Source organism: Saccharopolyspora sp. NPDC002376, assembly GCF_053593195.1.
This window is the reverse complement of record NZ_JBSFBZ010000001.1, coordinates 197,420-214,891: the sequence shown is the minus strand read 5'-3', so window position 1 is coordinate 214,891 and position 17,472 is coordinate 197,420. Positions and strand designations below refer to the sequence as shown.

General features: G+C 68.0%; 17 protein-coding genes. All 17 read right to left on the bottom strand.

The window, feature by feature from the left end; genetic code table 11:
- Nucleotide 1: 1 nt before the first annotated feature.
- Nucleotides 2–886, bottom strand: a complete 885-nt coding sequence (locus ACWCO2_RS01230; protein ID WP_450125673.1) for a phage distal tail protein — start codon at nt 884–886, stop codon at nt 2–4.
- Nucleotides 883–4,650 (bottom strand): transglycosylase SLT domain-containing protein, encoded by a 3,768-nt coding sequence (locus ACWCO2_RS01225; protein WP_450125672.1) that lies wholly within the window; start codon nt 4,648–4,650, stop codon nt 883–885. Before ACWCO2_RS01225 ends, ACWCO2_RS01230 begins: the two co-directional genes overlap by 4 nt.
- A gap of 19 nt (nt 4,651–4,669) precedes the next feature.
- On the bottom strand, nt 4,670–4,840 hold the full coding sequence (locus ACWCO2_RS01220; protein WP_450125671.1) for a hypothetical protein: 171 nt from the start codon (nt 4,838–4,840) through the stop codon (nt 4,670–4,672).
- 35 nt (nt 4,841–4,875) lie between these two features.
- The gene (locus tag ACWCO2_RS01215; protein WP_450125670.1) at nt 4,876–5,253 is read right to left on the bottom strand and encodes a hypothetical protein; all 378 of its coding nucleotides are present in this window, start codon (nt 5,251–5,253) and stop codon (nt 4,876–4,878) included.
- Nucleotides 5,253–5,855, bottom strand: a complete 603-nt coding sequence (locus ACWCO2_RS01210) for a phage tail tube protein (protein ID WP_450125669.1) — start codon at nt 5,853–5,855, stop codon at nt 5,253–5,255. Before ACWCO2_RS01210 ends, ACWCO2_RS01215 begins: the two co-directional genes overlap by 1 nt.
- Before the next feature lie 76 nt (nt 5,856–5,931).
- Nucleotides 5,932–6,186 carry a hypothetical protein gene (locus ACWCO2_RS01205; protein ID WP_450125668.1) on the bottom strand — a complete coding sequence of 85 codons (255 nt, stop codon included), beginning with the start codon at nt 6,184–6,186 and terminating at the stop codon, nt 5,932–5,934.
- Nucleotides 6,179–6,586, bottom strand: coding sequence for a phage tail terminator protein (locus ACWCO2_RS01200; protein ID WP_450125667.1), 408 nt, complete (start codon nt 6,584–6,586; stop codon nt 6,179–6,181). Before ACWCO2_RS01200 ends, ACWCO2_RS01205 begins: the two co-directional genes overlap by 8 nt.
- A gap of 3 nt (nt 6,587–6,589) precedes the next feature.
- Nucleotides 6,590–7,051, bottom strand: coding sequence for a hypothetical protein (locus ACWCO2_RS01195; RefSeq protein ID WP_450125666.1), 462 nt, complete (start codon nt 7,049–7,051; stop codon nt 6,590–6,592).
- Complete coding sequence (locus ACWCO2_RS01190) at nt 7,032–7,487, bottom strand: phage protein Gp36 family protein (protein WP_450125665.1); 456 nt, start codon at nt 7,485–7,487, stop codon at nt 7,032–7,034. The genes ACWCO2_RS01195 and ACWCO2_RS01190 overlap by 20 nt, the downstream gene beginning before the upstream one ends.
- 3 nt (nt 7,488–7,490) lie before the next feature.
- On the bottom strand, nt 7,491–7,733 hold the full coding sequence (locus tag ACWCO2_RS01185; RefSeq protein WP_450125664.1) for a hypothetical protein: 243 nt from the start codon (nt 7,731–7,733) through the stop codon (nt 7,491–7,493).
- A gap of 1 nt (nt 7,734) precedes the next feature.
- On the bottom strand, nt 7,735–8,634 hold the full coding sequence (locus ACWCO2_RS01180; protein WP_450125663.1) for a phage major capsid protein: 900 nt from the start codon (nt 8,632–8,634) through the stop codon (nt 7,735–7,737).
- Between the two features lie 32 nt (nt 8,635–8,666).
- Nucleotides 8,667–9,077: a hypothetical protein gene (locus ACWCO2_RS01175; protein ID WP_450125662.1), complete on the bottom strand. Its 411-nt coding sequence runs from the start codon at nt 9,075–9,077 to the stop codon at nt 8,667–8,669.
- A 70-nt stretch (nt 9,078–9,147) separates the two neighbouring features.
- Nucleotides 9,148–10,350, bottom strand: coding sequence for a hypothetical protein (locus ACWCO2_RS01170; protein ID WP_450125661.1), 1,203 nt, complete (start codon nt 10,348–10,350; stop codon nt 9,148–9,150).
- Nucleotides 10,347–12,806 (bottom strand): hypothetical protein, encoded by a 2,460-nt coding sequence (locus tag ACWCO2_RS01165; RefSeq protein WP_450125660.1) that lies wholly within the window; start codon nt 12,804–12,806, stop codon nt 10,347–10,349. The genes ACWCO2_RS01170 and ACWCO2_RS01165 overlap by 4 nt, the downstream gene beginning before the upstream one ends.
- An 11-nt stretch (nt 12,807–12,817) precedes the next feature.
- Nucleotides 12,818–13,327 carry a phage minor head protein gene (locus tag ACWCO2_RS01160; RefSeq protein ID WP_450125659.1) on the bottom strand — a complete coding sequence of 170 codons (510 nt, stop codon included), beginning with the start codon at nt 13,325–13,327 and terminating at the stop codon, nt 12,818–12,820.
- Nucleotides 13,328–13,545: 218 nt separating this feature from the next.
- On the bottom strand, nt 13,546–14,934 hold the full coding sequence (locus ACWCO2_RS01155) for a phage portal protein family protein (RefSeq protein WP_450125658.1): 1,389 nt from the start codon (nt 14,932–14,934) through the stop codon (nt 13,546–13,548).
- Between the two features lie 16 nt (nt 14,935–14,950).
- Complete coding sequence (locus ACWCO2_RS01150; protein WP_450125657.1) at nt 14,951–17,461, bottom strand: LAGLIDADG family homing endonuclease; 2,511 nt, start codon at nt 17,459–17,461, stop codon at nt 14,951–14,953.
- Between the last annotated feature and the right edge of the window lie 11 nt (nt 17,462–17,472).

The following is a 17,472-nucleotide window of genomic DNA, read 5'->3' as shown; positions in this document are numbered from 1 at the left end:
CTCAGTAGTAGGAGACGCGCCACGAGCAGGTCATGGCCGCCGTGAAGTTCTGCACCTCGGCGGTGAACCGCACATCGATGGATCCGCCGGCGGGGATCTGGAACCAGTTCGCGCGCGTCAGATAACTGCGGCGGTTGACGCCGTTGAGCTGCACCGACCCGCTGCCGGTGTTGATGACCAGCACGTCGGTGGAGCTGAGCGCCCCGTTGTAGGTGATCCAGTGCGTGGCGGTGGAGATCGACGGATTCAACGCGGGCCCGGTGATCGTCACGATCACGTCGGCCGGTGCGGTGCCGTCGGTGTTGTCCAGCTCCACCACACCGGTGGAAACCGGTGCGCCCCACGACAACCCGCTGTCGCCGGTCGGCCCGTTCCACCGTGTCCCGGAGCCTCCGACCGGGCCGTTCCAGGCCACGCCGCCGAGCCCGGACTGCGCCATCTGCGTCGAGGCGGTGCGGGTGGCCACATCCAGCAGCCGCGGTTCGGGCGCGGTCCACTGCAGGCTGTAGTCCAGCCAGCTCGTCGACGTCATGGTGATCGTCGGTTTGTCCGAGCGGCGCACCATCGCCTCGGTTTCGCCCAGCTCGTCGGCCACGCGCAGCGACAGCATCGCCCCGTCCGCGCCGAGCCCGGTCAACATCCGCATGGCCCGCAGCCGCGCCGCGTGGTTCGGTGCCCGCGCCGACCCGTTAAGCACCACGACACGCTTCGAGGGGAACGAAGGGCCATCGTAGGAACCCGGGCCGGTCGGGCGGTCCACGAAGTTCGTGCGCATCGGCACCCCGTCGCGCCACCCGTCAATCGACCGATGCCACCAGGTCACCCCGGCGGCATCGGTCGACGGCTGACCAAGAACAAAGGAATTCGCCAGCGTCACCGTGGTCATGCCAGCTCCTTCAGTGCCGCGGTCATGTGCCTGGCCCCCGCCGCCGCGGCTTCCTCGGCCGACCACTGAGAGCCGGTGAACGACTGGTTGACCGTCACCGGTGGCCGGTCAGCCAGCGCGGTCTCGATGCGGTCCAGCCGGGTCACCAGCTCGTCCTCCTGCGCGGCCGTCCTGACGTTCTCGGGGTGGCCGGTGCCGTTGTAGGTGAGCGTGTAGCCCGGCATCAGCGGACCGCCGTTGTCGTAGCCGCCCGGCCGGTTCAGCGCCGCCAGCGACCCATAGCGGTGGATCGCATAGTTCAACCCGGCGTAGGTGTTGGCCAGCGGATTCGTGCTCGTGCCGTACTGGAATGGGCCGGTGTTCGCGAACGGCCCGGCATAGGCCCGATACGTGGGGCCGATGACCTGCATCAACCCGACGCTGGGCGTGCCGCGCTGCCAGTTCGAATCCCACCGGTTGACCACCGTGGGGTTTCCGCCGGACTCCTGGTTCATGCGGCGCAGCACCGTCGGCAACCACGAGGCGGGCTGCCCCAGCATCGCCAAGGCCTGCATGATGACGCCCGACCACCGGTTCGCGCCTCCGCCGCCCCCACCTCCACCACCAGGTGGCGCGGGAGCTTCACCGGCGAACATCTTGTTGCCCATCAGCATGACCAGGCCCTGGGACACCTGGTCGCCGAAATCGCGCGTCACGCGGTCGATCCACGTGTTTGCCGGCGGACCGAAGTCCCCGCGGAACGGCTGGTAGCCCAAAGACACGTCCCGGCCGGCGGGCCCGCCCTTGGCGAGGTGCTTGACCGGGATCGGCTGCCCGCCTTCGGCGAGCCGGTTGGCGTTGATCGCCTCGATCAGCGGCCGGTGCCGGGCCGTCGCCGCAGCGTTGATGACGTACTCCCCGTTCGACAGCATCGCCGGGATGGAGTCCGACGTGCTGGTCCCCGGCCCGTACACGGGACCACCGGTCGCCCGCGACAGCGGCAACGGAATCCCGCTGTCCGGGTTGGTCTGCTTGACCTGCGGTTCTCGAATCAAGCCCATGTAGGTGTCGAGCCACTTCGTGGTCGCGGTGACCTTGATTTCCTTGTCCTTGATGCCCTGCAGCGCATCGTTCGTGCGGTTCGCCATGCCTTCGGCGTTGCGGGCCGCATCGTCGTACTGGCCGGGCAGACCGCCCACCGAGCGCAGCAGCTGATCGACGGCGTCACGGTTGCCGAACACCTTGACCGCGTTGTCGTACAGGGCCTGCTCGTTCTGCCGCAGCGCATCCCGAGCCTTGTCGACGTCCCCGGTCTGCTGCTGCACCGCCTGAGCGTGGTTCAACGCGGCCTGCAAGCTGTTGAGGATCGCCTGCCGGTTCGCCATGCCTGCCGCGGTGTTCGCATCCAACGACAGGCCATTCGCGGTCACCGACTGCGTCAACCCGTTGATCGTGCCCTGGAATGACAACGCCGACTGCGCGGCGCCCAGGTTCTTGCCGATCAGCAGATCCAGGCTGTCGTTGAACGCTCGCGTGCGCTGCTCGGCGGTCGCGGTGTTGCTCGCCAATGTCTGAAACGCCTGCTGCAGCGGCGACATCGTCACCGTGGCGCCGCTGACCGCCGCGATCAGATCCTGGTTTTTCTGCACCGCATCGCCGTAAGTCGTCCGCAGCATGTCCAGATTCGTGCGGGCTTCCCCAGCGGCAGTGCCCTGAGCGGTGAACATCTTGGACATGCCGTGCCCGGTGTTCACCATCTTGTAGCCATTTTCGGACAGGTAGGCCAGACGCGCGCTCACCGCGTCGTAGGCGCCGGCGTTGCCCAGTGCGATGTCGGTCAACTCCCGCAGCGACACCCCGGCCCGCCGGTAGGTCTCGTACGAAGCATCGGTCTGCAGCTGCTGCGCCACGGTCTTGCGCACGTTCTCGTCGATCGCACCGTTGGACTCGCGCAAGGCCTGCGCCAGGTTGGTCACCATGTCCTTGTGCCGCTGCGCACGCTCGGCGGCTTCCTGCTGCGAGCTGATCAGGAACCCAAGGGCGATCGTCGCCGCGGTGATCGCGGCACCGAACACCCCAGCACCGAGCACGGTCGCCGCGCCCGAAATCCTCGAGGTGAACGACGCCGACGAGTCCTTCGCGGTGTTGAACCCGTCGCGGATCTTCCCCAAACCGTCGCTGACCTTGCCGAACGTCGCGCTGATACTGGTCATGATCGACAGTCCGCGCATCGCCGCGGTGACCGCCAGGAACCCGGCCGCCACATACGGCAACGCCGGGCCCAACGCGGACACCGCGGCCACCAGCGGCGGAATCACCGCCGCGGCCAGCGTCGCCAGCGGCTGCACCAGCGGCGTCACGGCTTGCACGATGTTCGCGAAGTTCGCGGCCACACCCGGCAGCACCGGCAACAGCACCTGCAGCGCGTCGCCCAGCGCGGAGAACACCGCGACGAACGCCGGCCGCAGCTGATCCGCCACCGCCTTCAAGGTCAGGAAAAGGTTGATGAGCTGCTGCGAGCCCTCGGCGGTCTTCAACCAGCGTGCGGTTTCCTCGGTGGCCTGCCGGAACGAGCCGATGACCCCGGCGCCGGTGGCCGACATCGCCGAGAACACCGATCCGATGATCGACCCGACGTTGACCACGATGGCGCCCAAGTCCTTCAGCACGCCACCGAAGTCGTTGAACATCGTCATCAGCCGGCCGGACTCGCGGGCTTCGGCGGCCCACGCCGCGAACGACTCGGCCGCGCCCTGCGCGCCACCGGTGACCCTCGCGAGGTACTCGGCACCGACAGTGCCGATGTCCCGCAGCCCAGCCAGGATCGGCCGCAGCGCCCGCCCCAGGTTGTCCACGATGGTCGCCGTCGACCCGAACAGGGCCCCGAGGTCAGCCACAGTGCGGGAGTCCGCGGCGAATGCACCAACCTGCTTGATCGCCCCGTTGAAGGCGTCGGCGACCTGCGACAACCCGGTTTTGAGGACCGGCACGTAGATCGCGCCGAGCGTCTTGACCTCCTGGCCGAGCCCGGCGAAAAGGTGCTGTTGGTCGATCAGCCGCAGCGCGTGGAACTCGTCGCGCAGTGCCGCGGTCTGCCGTACGAACTCCTGCGCCGACGGCGCCAGGTTCTTCAGCGCCTGGTCCAGGTCCTCCTGCGCGGCCTTCTGCTTCTCCGCGGATTCCCCCGCAGCATCCTGCGCTGCCGCCATCGCCCCGAACGCGTCGCCAACACCCGTGACTGCTGGCAGCAGCGTGCCCAGCCCAGCACCGGCCACCGCCAGCCCACCCGGCAGCAGCAACAGCCCCTGCGACAGGCTGACCGTGGCCTCGCCGAGCGCACCCAGCACCGGCAGCGACGCACCCAGCCCGTAGAGAATTCCGGACAGCGCAAGTGCTTTCACGCTCGCACCGGCGAGCCCCGACGCGAACCCGCCCAGGGACTGGTTGACCACACCGAGTTTGGCCTGCAACCCGTCCAACATGGAGTGGTCGACGTCGACGCGCTGTTTGATGGTCTTGGCGCTCTGCTCGGCCCGCCACGCCGTCATGTCCGCGGTGGCGTGCGCGGTGTCGACGTTGAGTCCCAGCCCGAGCGCGCGGTCTTCCTGACTGCGCCGCCACCCGGTGATCGCGGTGGTCGCCCGCCGGGTGTCGACATCCAATCGCGTGGAGATCGGATCGCGCCGGAACTTTTCGGCTTCCCGCCGCGCCTGCTGCAAACCACGGGTGAACGGCGTGCGGTCGAGGGTGAGGGTCGACTCGATGGCTCCCGCGTCGAATGCCACGACGCCCTCACCTGCCCTTTCATTGGATTTGGAACCCGTGCGCTAGCAGCGAGTCGTCCGAGGACATCCCGCTCTGCTGGGGCTCGTTCCCGCCGCTGAGTTCGGCGTCGAGTTCTTCGATGTAGACCTGCTGCTGCCACCACGGCAGCCGGTCCCACTCGTCGATCGAAAAGTGAAGGTGGCGGCGCACCAGGTAGTAAGTGCGCCGCTGATCAGGCCCGCCCGTCAGCGGCTCGTAGCGGGCCTCGCGCCTTCCGGGGTCAGCTCACCCGTGATCCACCCCAAAAACGCCTGGAACCCGCGGTGCGGCAGCTCGGCGAGCTGGTCACGCGACGGGGAGCTGTCGCACAGCTCGGCGACCGCGTCCAGATTTTCCTCGTAGATCGAGTTCAGGTCGTCTTCGGTGAGCGACCCCAGCACCCGGATCAGTTCGTCCATGCTGGACATGTCCAGGTCGCGGCCGGTGGCCTTGATGTTCTCCCGCATCCGGGTCTGGAACCTGTTCACACTCTTGGGCGAGGGCTCCGGCACAGTGCCGCGCACCCCATCACCGAAGTTCCAGTCCAGCGCCTTGACCTGCTTGGAAAGGTCGAATCCAGCCATCACGCACCACCGGTCTTCGCGGCGTCCATGTTGCGGATGGACACCTGCGACGGGGCGACCAGACTGCGCAGGCTGACCGCGTACGACCGCGGGTTCGCCGACCGCCGGTAGTTCGTCGTCACATCGGCCCGCGACTTCACACGCGGCACGCCGATACGCCGCCAGAACCCGAACTCGTTCTGCCCCTCCAGACCGAGCACGAGATCCTCCATCTCGTCGGAGATCTTCAGCGTTGAGATCCCCGGCTCGGAGGCGGTGGCCGCGGTGGTGGTGATCGTGCCGCCACCGTAGGCCCACCGCATGGTCTGCAGGGTGTCCTGGGCCAGCTCAACCTCGACGGTGAACGTCAGCGAGCTGGTGCGCTCGTCCACCGGGGTCATCTGTTCCTCGATGGAAATCGTGTCGGTGTCGCGGGAGTACTGGAACGACGCGCCCTCGGTCGTAGCACCGATCGGCGTCCACGGCGCCGGCCACTCCTCCCCCAACGCGAGGGTGTCGGGCGGCATCTCCACCGGTGTTTCCAGGCTGTAGGGGGCCAGGTAGATCGCGGCCATCCCCGTCAGCACCTTGGTGGCGTCGTACTGCGGCACGAGCTGCGCCATCGCAAAAACCTTCTTTCACAACGAAACCCCCGTCACCAGGCGTGGCGTCGGGGGTAGGGACAGGAACAGCGCGCGGCTACAGCTCGCGGAGCGTCACCCCGGACCGGCGGGCGGTCTCGCGCAACTGCTGGGCCGTGGCGGCGTCGACCTCCAGGCCGTCGGCCGGGATGACGGTGTCGCCGGTGCGGAACTCGGTGACGAACGGCGGCGGCGCCAACCGCACCCGCCCCGCCGGCGCCGCGGGCTGCGGCTTGGTGGCCGGGGCGTGCTCGTCGTTCTTCTCGGCGTCGGCCGCGGCTTTCTCCTCCGCGGTCAGCTTCCGCTCAACCATCGCGGGAAACCTCCATGATCGTGGTCAGATACGTGCACACCATCTCGGTGCGGTTGGCGCTGTCGGGCACGGACGACAGCAGCGCCGGGCGGCCACCAGAGCGGGCCACCGCGGTCAGCTGGACCGCGCCGAGCGTGACGGGGAAATCGGCGCCGCGGATGCGCTGGTCGGCGTCGTAGGCGATCGCTTCGCAGTCATCCGCCGACATCTGGGCACCGCGACAGCGCAGCTGGAACCCCGGCGTGTCCGCGATGCCCTCCAGCGACAACCCCATGCCGGGCAGCGGGGTGACCACGGCGATCCGGTCGGGCATCTCCGGGATCCGCTGCGTGCCAGGGAACAGCGGCACTTCAACGCCGAGCGCCTGCAGCCAAGTGATGATGTTCGTGGTGGTCCACATCGGTCAGTCCTCGTACTGGTCGGGGTACATGTGCCGATGCCGCAGACCACTGCGGTGCTGCTCGCGCAGCTCCTGTTCGGTCAACCTGCGCTGCTTCGGTGGCCGGTCGTAGACCGTGCGCCCACCATCGACAACCGACGGGTGCCCGGATTCCCGGAGGTTCGAGAACTCCACCGGTGCGTGGGCCTCGACCTGCCGTGACAGGTCTTCGACCACGTCGCGCATCGCCGACGCCGGGCCGCGCTCGTCGAGCACCGCGTCCGCGATGTCCTGCAGGTACCGGGCGTGCTCGGTGTGCAGCGGGGTCTCCAGGTATTTCGCCTGGCCACCACGCGGATGCCGCAGCGTCAGGTCCTCGTGCTGATACCGGGCATAGACCTGGTCCACCTCGACGTGCCCTTCGAGGTGCCCGTAGCCGACGCGCCGCGCCAGCTCCAGCAGCCGCTCATTGAACGTGTCCGCCACCGCGCACCTTCAATCCGAAGTCGTCGAGTCCGAACAGGGCACCGCCGTAGCGGTTCCGGCCGGACAGCAGCCCGCCGATCTCGGGGGCGTCGGGCAAATCAACCTGCCCGGTCGCGATCCGTTCCAGCATCGCGATGGCCTGCTGGTAGCGCAGCACGACCGGATCCCGATCCGACTCGTAGTCCAGTCCCTGCCGATACGTCAGATCGGCCAGGTAGGCGGCGATGTCGCGGGTGATGTCGGCGACCAGCCCCGGCACCGGATCGAACGGCACCCGGTACCGCACCGACAGCCGTCCGTCGACCTGCGCCTGCGCCGACTTGATCTGATTGGTCAGAGCCTCGTCGGACAGCTCGGCGGCGGTGCCAGCCCACTCGCCCGGTTTACGGGCCAGCACCGCACGCACGTTGTCCGGCGTCGCATACGCCGCCACCACGGTCTACTCCTTGCGTGATGTGGCGGTCTTGGTGCCGCGCCCCGTCTTCGGCGCGGTCAGCTCCTCCCCACCGTCGTCGGTGACGGGCTCCTCGGCCGCGGCCTTGCCGTCGGCGGCCTCCAGGGCGCCGAGCTCGACCAGCTCGGCGCCGCGCTCGGTGTCGAGCTCGACCGTGTCGCCCCGGCGGTGCTCCCGTCCGTCGAGCCACATCGCGGTCGACTTCAACGTGTACTTCGCGATTGCCATGTCACACCCCCGACAGCACGGTGATGGCCTTGGGCTGGTCAATGCCGATCGCCGACGCGCGCTGCACGTCCGAACGCCAGGTCTTGCGCGGCTCGTCGCGGTACAGCGGCGTCGCCTGCAGCGGCAGCTCGTCGGAGATGAACCCGGCGACGTTGCGCTGCATCACGATCGCCTTGCCGTCCGGCACCCGGTTGGACACCAGCACATCCAGCGTCAGGATCTGCTGCGGCAGCTTGCCGGTGTAGCGCAGGTTCTCGTCCGCGATGTTGCCCTGGTAGGGCTGCTGGAACTGCGAGGAGTTCAGCAGGTCAAACTGCGTCGTCTTGTTCACGATCAGGGTGTCCGCCTCGAACGCGAACTCCGCGCCCTGATCGGTCTGGGCGTTGTCGACCAGACGCCGCGCGTTGTTGAGGTCCCGGCGAATGTCCACGTCAGGCCCCGTCCACCTTGCCGTCACCCCCAGCGTGTTGATGCTCGCGTTGTTCAGGATCGACTTGACGAACGTGTCATCCCACGCCTTGATCAGCGTGTTCTTGACCTGCTGCAGCTGGCGCGTCACCGGGTCGACGACCTGACGGCGTCGCATCTCGTCGGACGCGAGGATGGCCAGCGCCCGCTCCTCCACGAACGTGACCTTCGGGTCACCGGCCGACGTGGTGCCCACCGGCACCTCGGCGAACTCGGCGCGGACCTCGGCGTCGGTGTCGGCGTAGAGCGGGGTCGACTCGTTGAATCGCACCGCCCCGGCCTGGTTCTGGCCCGCGTTGCGGAGCACGGCGTCCGCCAGGAAACCCTGCTTGGTCATGGAGATGATCAGCGAGGGGATCCGCAGCGGGTCCTTGATGAAGTCGTTGACGGTGATGCGGGGCCCGTCGAACGAGCTAACGACCTTCGTGGTCATGGGCTTCTACTCCAGTTCTCGATACGGGCCGGTCAGGCGATCCGGGCGCGGCCAACAGCACCGGCGGACACCCCGCCGGGCTCGGTGCAGCGACCCACGATCTGGTCGAACGTCGCGGTCTCGTCGACCGGGGCCACCTGGCCGCCCGCGGCGGTCACCAGCAGGTCGCCGAACTTCGCCGCGGCGTTGTAGGTGACGCGGATGTCGACGCCGTACGCCACCGCGACCTCCGAGTGCGGCCAAGCGGTGTTGATGGGGTTGGTCGGCGCCGACCCGGCCGGTCGGGCGTCGTCCAGGGCCACACCGAGCACGTTGATCGCGCCCGCACCAGCGGGCTTGACCTTGCCGCCGGTCGACGGGACGACGAGCTGACCACCGTTGACGTTCTCCGACACCTCCAGGGTGTCCGGGCCGTGCTGCTGACGGGGAACCACACCAGGCATTGAAATGTCTCCTGACATGCGAAAACCCCGCAGCATGGCGGGGTTTGAGAACGGATTGTTGACGGAGGGATTACAGGCCGAGCTGAGCCTGGACCTGCTCCACCCAGTCGGAACGGGTGGCGTCCTCGGCGCGGTCCTGGTCGGTCTCGAACGCCGAACCGACACTGCTGGAGAGGTCGAGCAGCTTGACGTGCTGGCCGATCGCCTGCAGCACCTCGCGCACCACCTTTCCGGCGTCGACGTCGCTGCCGTTGGACAGCTCGATGACCTGGTGGCCCTCCAGCAGCGGCCGGGCCAGGTCGGTGACCGCCGGCGGAATGCCGAACTCGCTCGCGAGCCGGTCGCGCTCGGCCTGGTAGTTGCGGGCGTCCAGCTCGCGCTGCATGTTGCTGAGCTGGGTTTCCATCTCGGCGACACGCGCATTGGCCAGCTCGACGGCCGCGCCGTTCTCGTAGTCGTTGGCCGCGGCGACCTCGGCGGGCTGCTTCTCGTCGACCTCAGCGGGCTCGGTGTCGGGCTCCACCTGGTCGACCTCGCCGGTGTCCTCGTCCCTGAGGATCTCCGAGGCCAGCGCGTTCAGCTCGTCCTCGGTCAGCTCCGGCACCTCGTCGTCGGTCTCGTCGACCTGGCCGGCGTCGCTGGTGTCCTGCTGCTCATCGCGCAGCATCGCCAGCAGCTTCCGCAGCTGATCGGTTTCCTCGTCGGTGAACGCCATTCCGGCCTTCCCTTCCTGCCCGCCCTCGGGAGGGGCGAACGTCTCTGCGGTCAGGTCCAGAACATCCCCGGCCCCGACCTCTGCTGACAGGTTCACGGCCTCCCATGGCCGCATCCCGGTGATCCGCGGATCGCTGGTGATCAGCGCGTGCTGAATCGCCGCCGGGAACGCCTTGCCGTCGGCGCGCTCGTAGTTCTCGAGAATCCGGGCAGAGATCCCGACGCGCGGGTAGCTCTCCAGGAGCTTCGTGGCCTCCTCCGAGGCCCGGAACACCCCGTCCAGACCATCGGCGGTCAACTCCAGGTCAACCATCTCGCCGGTGGTCGCCCGCGGATCCATCGTGTGCTGGTTCTCGGTGTCGGCCATGACCAGCGGCACCGAGTCGAACGCACCAGACCGGAACGCATCGGCCATCGCGGCGAGCTTGTCGCGGGTGAAGTCGATCCGGCGGCCCTTGTAGTTGATGCTGCCGATCGGCAGCACCTGCTTGCGGAACAGTCGGCCGCCGACCTTGCTGGCCGTACCGAGGTCGATCGGCGACAGAATCTGAGTCGTCACGCCGCCCTCACCTTCGCTTTCCTGATCTGGTGGATGACCTGCGCCAACTCCACAACGCGGCTCGGCCGCGACGACAACGACGTCCGCCGCATCGAGCGGTCGACCATCATGTCCCGCAGCGCGTCCCGATGCGCCTGTTCCGGGCTCTCTCCGTCCGCGATGTGCCGCTTGTACGCGGCGTCATACGCAGCTCGGTCCGCGGGCGAAACGTCCTTCAGCGCGGTCTTGCGGTACTCAGCGACCTTGGTCTCACCAGCACGGATACGCTTCTCCTGCTGGACAACTTGACTGACATTGCCGTACCGGTTGTGCCCAACCCCAACCGTTTCCTTGGTCTGGAGATGCCCAAACTCGCGGTCGATCTCGGAGAGGTCAGAGTCCGACAGGTTGGCGAACGGGCGAGCCCCTGGCTTCACAGCCCTGGCGTTTTCGGCCACGTCCTTCAGCTTCGCCTGCCGTTCCTTCTCCGCCTTGCGTGCCTTCGGTGTTGACGCCTCCGCCTTACGGCGTTGACCACGCAGCCAGTCCTTTTGGTAGACCGCCGATGACAAGTCCTTTCGGACCTTGCCGCTCTTGTCGACGTAGATGGCGTGCGCTTCGCCGGTCTTGCGGTCGTCCGGGATGACCCACTTTCCGCCCTGCGGCGCTTCGGACCACACCGTGCCGGTCCGGCCGCCCGCGAACTTGATCGGTCCGCCGACGTCGCCTTCCTTGATCTCGTGCGGCTTGCTCGACTTCGGCGCCTTCGACGCCTTCGGCACCTCGAACAAGCCGCCCTGCAGGTCCTTCTGGGCGCGTTTGCTGTCGGTCGTGTGGTGCTGCTTCACGTGCGCCAACGCGTCATCCATGCTCGCGTGCTGTTTGCTGACCACCGACGTTTGACCACCACCAACCTTCGAGGTGTGCGATCCAGCAACCCGCGACACGTACATGTCGGGCTCCTCGTCGACCAGCGCCGGCCGCGAACCTTCCTTGCGGCGCGGGTCCTTCACGCGGGCTTCGAGGACACCGATCGTTTTTCCGTTCTGCCTCACCAGCTGCTGCTGCGGGCGGCTCGGGTCGATTTCCAGGCCCATCGCGGCAGCTTTCGTCTTCGAGTCCGCCATCCGCTTACGCAGCTCGACGTCGGCGCGCTGCTGTGCGGTCTTCTGCTCGGCTTCCTTCGCGACGCGTTCCTCGTCCCGCTTCTTACGCATCGGCGCCACAGCGGCCATACCAGCCTTGTGGGCCGCTGCGGGGTCGGTGATGTCCTTCGCGGCCTGTCGGTACGTCCGGTGTTCTTCGATGTTCAGGCCGGATCGCTGGTCTGCGCGGCCTTCCTCGGTGCTCCGGAAGTGCTCGACAGCCTTCATGCCCGCCGCGTGATTGCCTTGCACACCAGGCTGATACGCCCGGCTGTAGGCCCGTTTCTCGCGGGTCGACAGGGCGGGCTTCGACGGCGCTGGCGCCTTCGAAGCTTCAGCCGACCGGGTAGCCGCGGAGCGCTTGCCCAGCTCGGCTTTCACCGCCCGGTGCTCCCGCGATACCGCGCCGGGCTTGCCCAGCTGGCCGGCCCGCGCCGCAAGCGCCTGGTCCGCCTCGCGCAACTCGACGTCGGAGAGGACTGCGGGCTTGCGCCTGTCAGCGGCGACCGCGTCCGCAACAACCGATTGGCCGCTGGTGCGCGGCTTGCTCGGCGTCTTAGCGACCGGGGCCTTGCTGTGCCCGTAGGAGCCGCGCACCACGGAGCGTCCGTGCTTGCTGTGCAACTCGGCCGCGCGCTTCTGCAGGCCCTTCGGCAGGTCTGGGCCCTTCCCGCGCGCCGACCCGCGCGCCATTTTCGCCTTGATCGCCGCAGCCAACGGCGTCAGCGGGATCCACCCGTGCTTCCACTGGTGCACCACCGCCAGGTCAACGACCCCAGACCGGGCTGCCGTCAGCAGCAGTTCCCGCACCGCCCCAGCACGCTCGGCGCTGGACAGCTTGGTATCGGCGGCCACGGCCTGCAGCTCGGCGCGCAGCTGATCGAGGTTCTCCACAGTCACCGCGGGGACCGCGGTTGCGCGCGGCCCGTCCGGGAACCGGCGATCGGCCCACCACTGGCCGGCGTTGACGCTCCCGGCGGGAACGCGCGGCTGCGCCAGCTCCATCGCCAGGGTGTCGTTGACGTGCTTCGAGGTCTTGTTCGGGGTCGCCTTCGCCTTGGCTTTCGAGGCTTCCCACTGCGCCCACGCCTTCGCCGCCGCGGCCCGGACTTCCGGGGACACGTCGCCGCCGCCGTCCTTCCAGCGCTCGACCGCGCCGAGCGCCATCTGGATCGCCTGCGACTTCGGCAGCCCACGCTTGCGCATCAACGAATGCGCGATGTTCTGCACGTACGGCGGCAGGTCGAGGTTCTTATCCCGGAACAAGCCGGGGCCGCCGGGTTTGCCCAGCGGCCGGCGCTTGGTGGCCAGCATCGGCGTCTTCTCCGACACGATGTCCTCCCTCATCGGCGCGGCGTTTCGGGTAGCTGGCCACCGCCGACCAGTTGTTTCGTGGGCCAGGGGGCGACCGGGCGGCACCTGCAGTGCACGTGCACGGTTCCCGGTATCCCGATGCGAGGCGGACGCTCGACAATCCAGTTTTTGCCGTGCGCGGCCCGACATTCGGCGGTCGTCCGGTCGTCCATCTGCGAGGACCAACCCAAAACGGTCCCCGTTTTCGTGGGCACACCATGCTGGTCAGCGGCCGAATCAGCCACCGCGGCGGCTTGGGTGCGTTTCACGCTGGCCTGCCGGTGCTGCCGCCAGAACCGTTGTTCCCGCCGCAACGCCTCGACGAGCGCCTCCCGAGATCGGCCGGTGCCGATCTGGCGGGTGACACGTCGCGCGGCGGCGAGCAGGAACTGGGCGCGGCGCAGCAGGTTCGTACGCTGCATCTGCCTGCTTGCGGCACCGAGCGGCACCGTGGAATCGCTGGCCTGCTCGAGCACGAGCTTGGCCACCACGATCGCCACCGACCGCGGCACCTTCGGCTCACCGCGACGTGCGGGTGGCCAGATGAGCAACGCGACAATCCCAGCCAGCGGCGGAACCGCGGCGGTCGATGCCAGCAACGCAGCGAGCCCAGCCACGATCGCGGCGTCCGCCATCGGCTGCCCAGGATCGGGCGGTGGTGGTGGCGGAACCGCTGGCTGCTGCGTGGGCTGCTGCTGCGGCTGTTCGGCCGGGCTGGTCATCCCGTCTCGCCGGTGGCCACCATGGACGCTGCGGCCTGCACCGCATCGCCGAGCTTCTTCGCGGCGTCCGGGACACCCTGTGGCGTCCGGGCTTGCCGTTCGCGCTTGGCGGCCTGCTGGCGGGCGAACTCGTCCACCGCGGCTGCGATGGTCTTCTCCTCGAGCCCGAGGTAGGAAGAAGTGCTCTTGACCAGCTCGCCGACGAACATGTCCGGCACCTGCAGCGACGGCGCGGTGATGATGGACTGCAACAGCGTGAAGGCGCGGTCGGTGTCCTTGTTCGCCAGCGGCCCGATCTCCACCCGCGGGTACTCGGTCTGCGGCCCGTAGTTGTAGACCACCAGCGGCCTGATCAGGCCGTTGGTGATGGCGTCGGCCATCTCATCGGCCACAGCCTGCCGTGAGGACAGGAAGAACTCGGACTGATCAGCCGACAGCGCGTAGGACCCGCCGGACCCGGTCGCGGCGGTCGCAAGCTCGGTGAACCCGGCCAGCACGCTCGCGGGCATCATCTCGTCGAGGTAGCGCACCGCCTGAATGAACTGGTCCGCGCCCTTCCCGCTGGACTCCAGCAGCTCGAACACCTTGGCCTGCGGATCCGCCATGCGCGTCATCCCCAGCACACCACCGGATCGCATCTCGGCGATCGTGTCGGCGTTCGCATCCGCCTCCGACCGGTCCGCGCCGTAGGCGATCACGTTGGGCAGCGCTTGCCGCTCGAGGTACTGGAACCACAGAAACAACAGCTTCTGCTGCGTCTCGTAGCACCAGTGCGCCACGTCCATGTCCGAGGTGCCGAACAGCGGCTCGCGGTGCACACCGTGGGTGTAGACGAACGCCCGGCTAGCCGGAATCCGCACGTAGCCGGGCAGCGTGTCCCGCCCCTCAGCCGGGAGGGTCTCCCCGCCAGGATGCGCGACGCGCTGCCGGAACCCGTTGGGGCGACCGGTCTTGTCGTCGAACGCGGCCTCGCACGACGTCGGAGGTCTCCACGCGACCTCGTCGAGCACCACCCGGCCGCCGTCGATCGACCAAACCAGCTCGAAAAACGCCTTCTTGTACGTCGCGGCCGCGGTCATCTGGTCGATGACCAGGTTGAGCTTGTCGGCGAGCACGCGGCGCACGAAATCGCCGATCTCGCCGGGCCCCTTGATTTCCCACTTCGCGCTGCGGAGTGGCAGCGTCAGCACTTGCTCGACGCTGCGCGCCTTGCCGCTCCTGGCGAGCATCTCTTTCAGCTGCCGAGCGTCCCAGTCGTAGGCGAAAACATCGCCGCCCTTGAAGCCCGGGAACAGCCGGTCGTAGGCGTCGAACGCGCTTGACAGCACCGGGCCCGTCAGCCGCTTGCGCTCCTGGTCGGTGAGCTTCGTTCCGTTGGTTGCCACGCTCACCTCCTGGTCGTCATCGCCAGCTCACGGCGTCGGCGTAGCGCCGCACCCGCGGCTGCTTCACCGCACCTTGTTCGTCCACGTCGGGGGTTCGTTCCTGCCAAAACGCTTGCACCACCGCATCCGCCGAGTCCGTCGACCGACCAAGGCGTTTGCGGATCGAGTCTTTGTCTTCGATCACCAGGCGACCGCCGGCCCTGATGTCCCACTTCGGGATCGTCAACTCCGCGGTGAGTTCGTCATCCGGCGGCAGCGCGATCTGTGAGTCGTTCGCTGGATCCAACAACTCGCGCAGGTTCCAATACGACGCGCTGCGCACGTTCGGGAACTGCCAACTGCCCGTCGCGTCTCGCCGACGGGTGCCGGAAGCGGCGTTGAACGGCGCCACCGGCATGCCTAGCGCGCGCAGCTGGTCGACGACACCGGCGCCGACGCCGATCACGTCGACGTTCGCAATCGCCTTGGGCTGGTTGTACAGAGCCGCAGTGACCAGCGCCGTCGTCTGCGTCGTGTCCAACTTGTCGTGCCGGTCGAGGTGGGTGATCACGTCACCGTGCCGGTGCGCGATGACCGTGGAGTCCTCGCCGTAGCGGGCAACGTCGACACCGAGCACCAGACGCCCAGGTTGCGGCGGCCGTCCCGCCTCGTCCCACGCGATCCACCGCTGGTTAGCGGCGCGAACCCAGGACAGCGGGATCAGCGCATCCTCGGAGTCGACCCATTCGCCGAGCACCTTCGCGCGGTACAAGGGGTTGGACTCGCCCCACCTGACTTGCTTGTCCTCGACCCATTCCCTCTGGACCAGCTTCAATGCCATCTCGGCGGGGATCTGCTCGCCGGTGAACGCGGGCGCGTCGAACGCGGAGATGTGGTGCCGCGCCCACCCCGGTTCTTTCGTGCTGACCGTGTGGAAGTGCGACGCGTTGTCGTCCGGGTTCCCGATCGCCAACAAGTGGTTATCGGACCCGGTCATCAGCGAATCCGCGGCGTCCCACAACCATTTCGGGATGCCACCGGCTTCGTCAAGAACAACGAGCATGTGCTCAGCGTGCTGCCCCTGGAAGGCTGAACGCTGGTGGTCCGCGGGGCGGCGGCCGTAGCCGACCAGGTTTCCGTCGATCTTCCACTCGGGGACCTGTGACTGCGTGATGATGCCGGGCATGCTGGCGGCTTCGTGGCCCTGCCGGATGTAGCGCCACAGCACCGCCCGCACCTGGTGCGATGTCGGCGCCGTGGTGACGACCATGGTGTCCTGCGGCGGGTGCGTGTCCAGGAACCACAACACCAGACGCGACGCGAGGTGCGTGTTGTGCGTCGGGATCATCGATCGGCCGGCCAGGTACAGCCGGGAAGGCGAGTCGACAGCAACGCACTTCACCGGCACCGACTCGATCGGCTCGATCGCGGTGATCGTGCGCTGCGTGTGCCGCGACCGCTGACTAACGAGCTTGCCCAGCCGATCAGCCTTCCGCGGCAGTCGGAACACCGGCATGTCCGGGCGGAACTGCAGCCGGTACACAGTGCCGACCACCCGACCGTCAAGCTTGGCCACCTTCGTACTGCGGTACGCCTTCCAACCGAGCGACACAACCAGCTCAGCTACCCCATCGGCAAGTTGCTTGTCGCACAGGTCGATCCCAACGGATTGGCCCGTGGACACGAACCCGTCTGTGTCCATCAGCCCCTGTAGCACGGCCAGCCGCGTCTCCACGTCGGCGCGCAGCACAGCAGCGGGCACATGCTTGTTCCCGAACACGTCAAGCGAACGGAGCCCATCGAGAACACCCAGCAGGCCGTAGCTGGAGCAGCCAGCACGCACCGACGACGGACGCAACCGCGTCCCGACTCCCTCGGCATGCAGTGCAGCGAGGGAATGTGGGGCGTCCTCGTGGCCGATCACGACCGCGGCCTGGGAGCTGGTGCCGTCGCCGAGCCAGAATCCGAGCGTGTACGGCGGAACGGGCAGGCTCGTCGGGTTGCCGGCCAACGGCCGAGCTGTAGGGACGCGCCAGCGCAGTTGGCCGCCGTCAGTGCGCAGGTTGTCGGCGAGTTCCCGTGTGGTGCGGGTGACGGTGGCCGCCCAGTGTTCGCGCCAGTCGGCAATCTTGCGCGGCCGGTGGCAGAGGTCGATCACCTGCCATTGGTGATCGTCAGAGGCGATGATCACCGAGCCGTCGTCGAAAGACACCTGGTAGGTGTCTCGCTGCTCGATCGGCGAGATAGCGAGCACCGTTGCCGGCTTGCCTTGCTCGTTCAACAGGTCGTCGCCGACGCGGACCTCACCCATCGTCGTCCACCCGGTTGGGGTGGGCAGCGGGGTATCGAGCGCTAGCGCCTTCCCGACGCCGTGACAAGACTGCACGGAAGTCAGTTTGTTCTCTGCCACTGACCGCATAATCTGCGCCTGCTTGGACCACACGTGCTCGCCGAGGCGCTCCTGGACCCAGGCGACCGGGTCCTCACGCCAACGCGCCTGCTGGCTGCGCAGCTCGAGCCGATCGGCGAGGGCAGCAGCGAAGTTCACCGTGCCCCCTT

Bases quoted from the DNA above. Each gene is read 5' to 3' on its own strand.
- ACWCO2_RS01215 (WP_450125670.1), bottom strand. From the start codon at position 5,253: ATGGCTGGATTCGACCTTTCCAAGCAGGTCAAGGCGCTGGACTGGAAC.
- ACWCO2_RS01180 (WP_450125663.1), bottom strand. From the start codon at position 8,634: ATGACCACGAAGGTCGTTAGCTCGTTCGACGGGCCCCGCATCACCGTC.
- ACWCO2_RS01230 (WP_450125673.1), bottom strand. From the start codon at position 886: ATGACCACGGTGACGCTGGCGAATTCCTTTGTTCTTGGTCAGCCGTCG.
- ACWCO2_RS01210 (WP_450125669.1), bottom strand. From the start codon at position 5,855: ATGGCGCAGCTCGTGCCGCAGTACGACGCCACCAAGGTGCTGACGGGG.
- ACWCO2_RS01205 (WP_450125668.1), bottom strand. From the start codon at position 6,186: ATGGTTGAGCGGAAGCTGACCGCGGAGGAGAAAGCCGCGGCCGACGCC.
- ACWCO2_RS01185 (WP_450125664.1), bottom strand. From the start codon at position 7,733: ATGGCAATCGCGAAGTACACGTTGAAGTCGACCGCGATGTGGCTCGAC.
- ACWCO2_RS01200 (WP_450125667.1), bottom strand. From the start codon at position 6,586: ATGTGGACCACCACGAACATCATCACTTGGCTGCAGGCGCTCGGCGTT.
- ACWCO2_RS01175 (WP_450125662.1), bottom strand. From the start codon at position 9,077: ATGCCTGGTGTGGTTCCCCGTCAGCAGCACGGCCCGGACACCCTGGAG.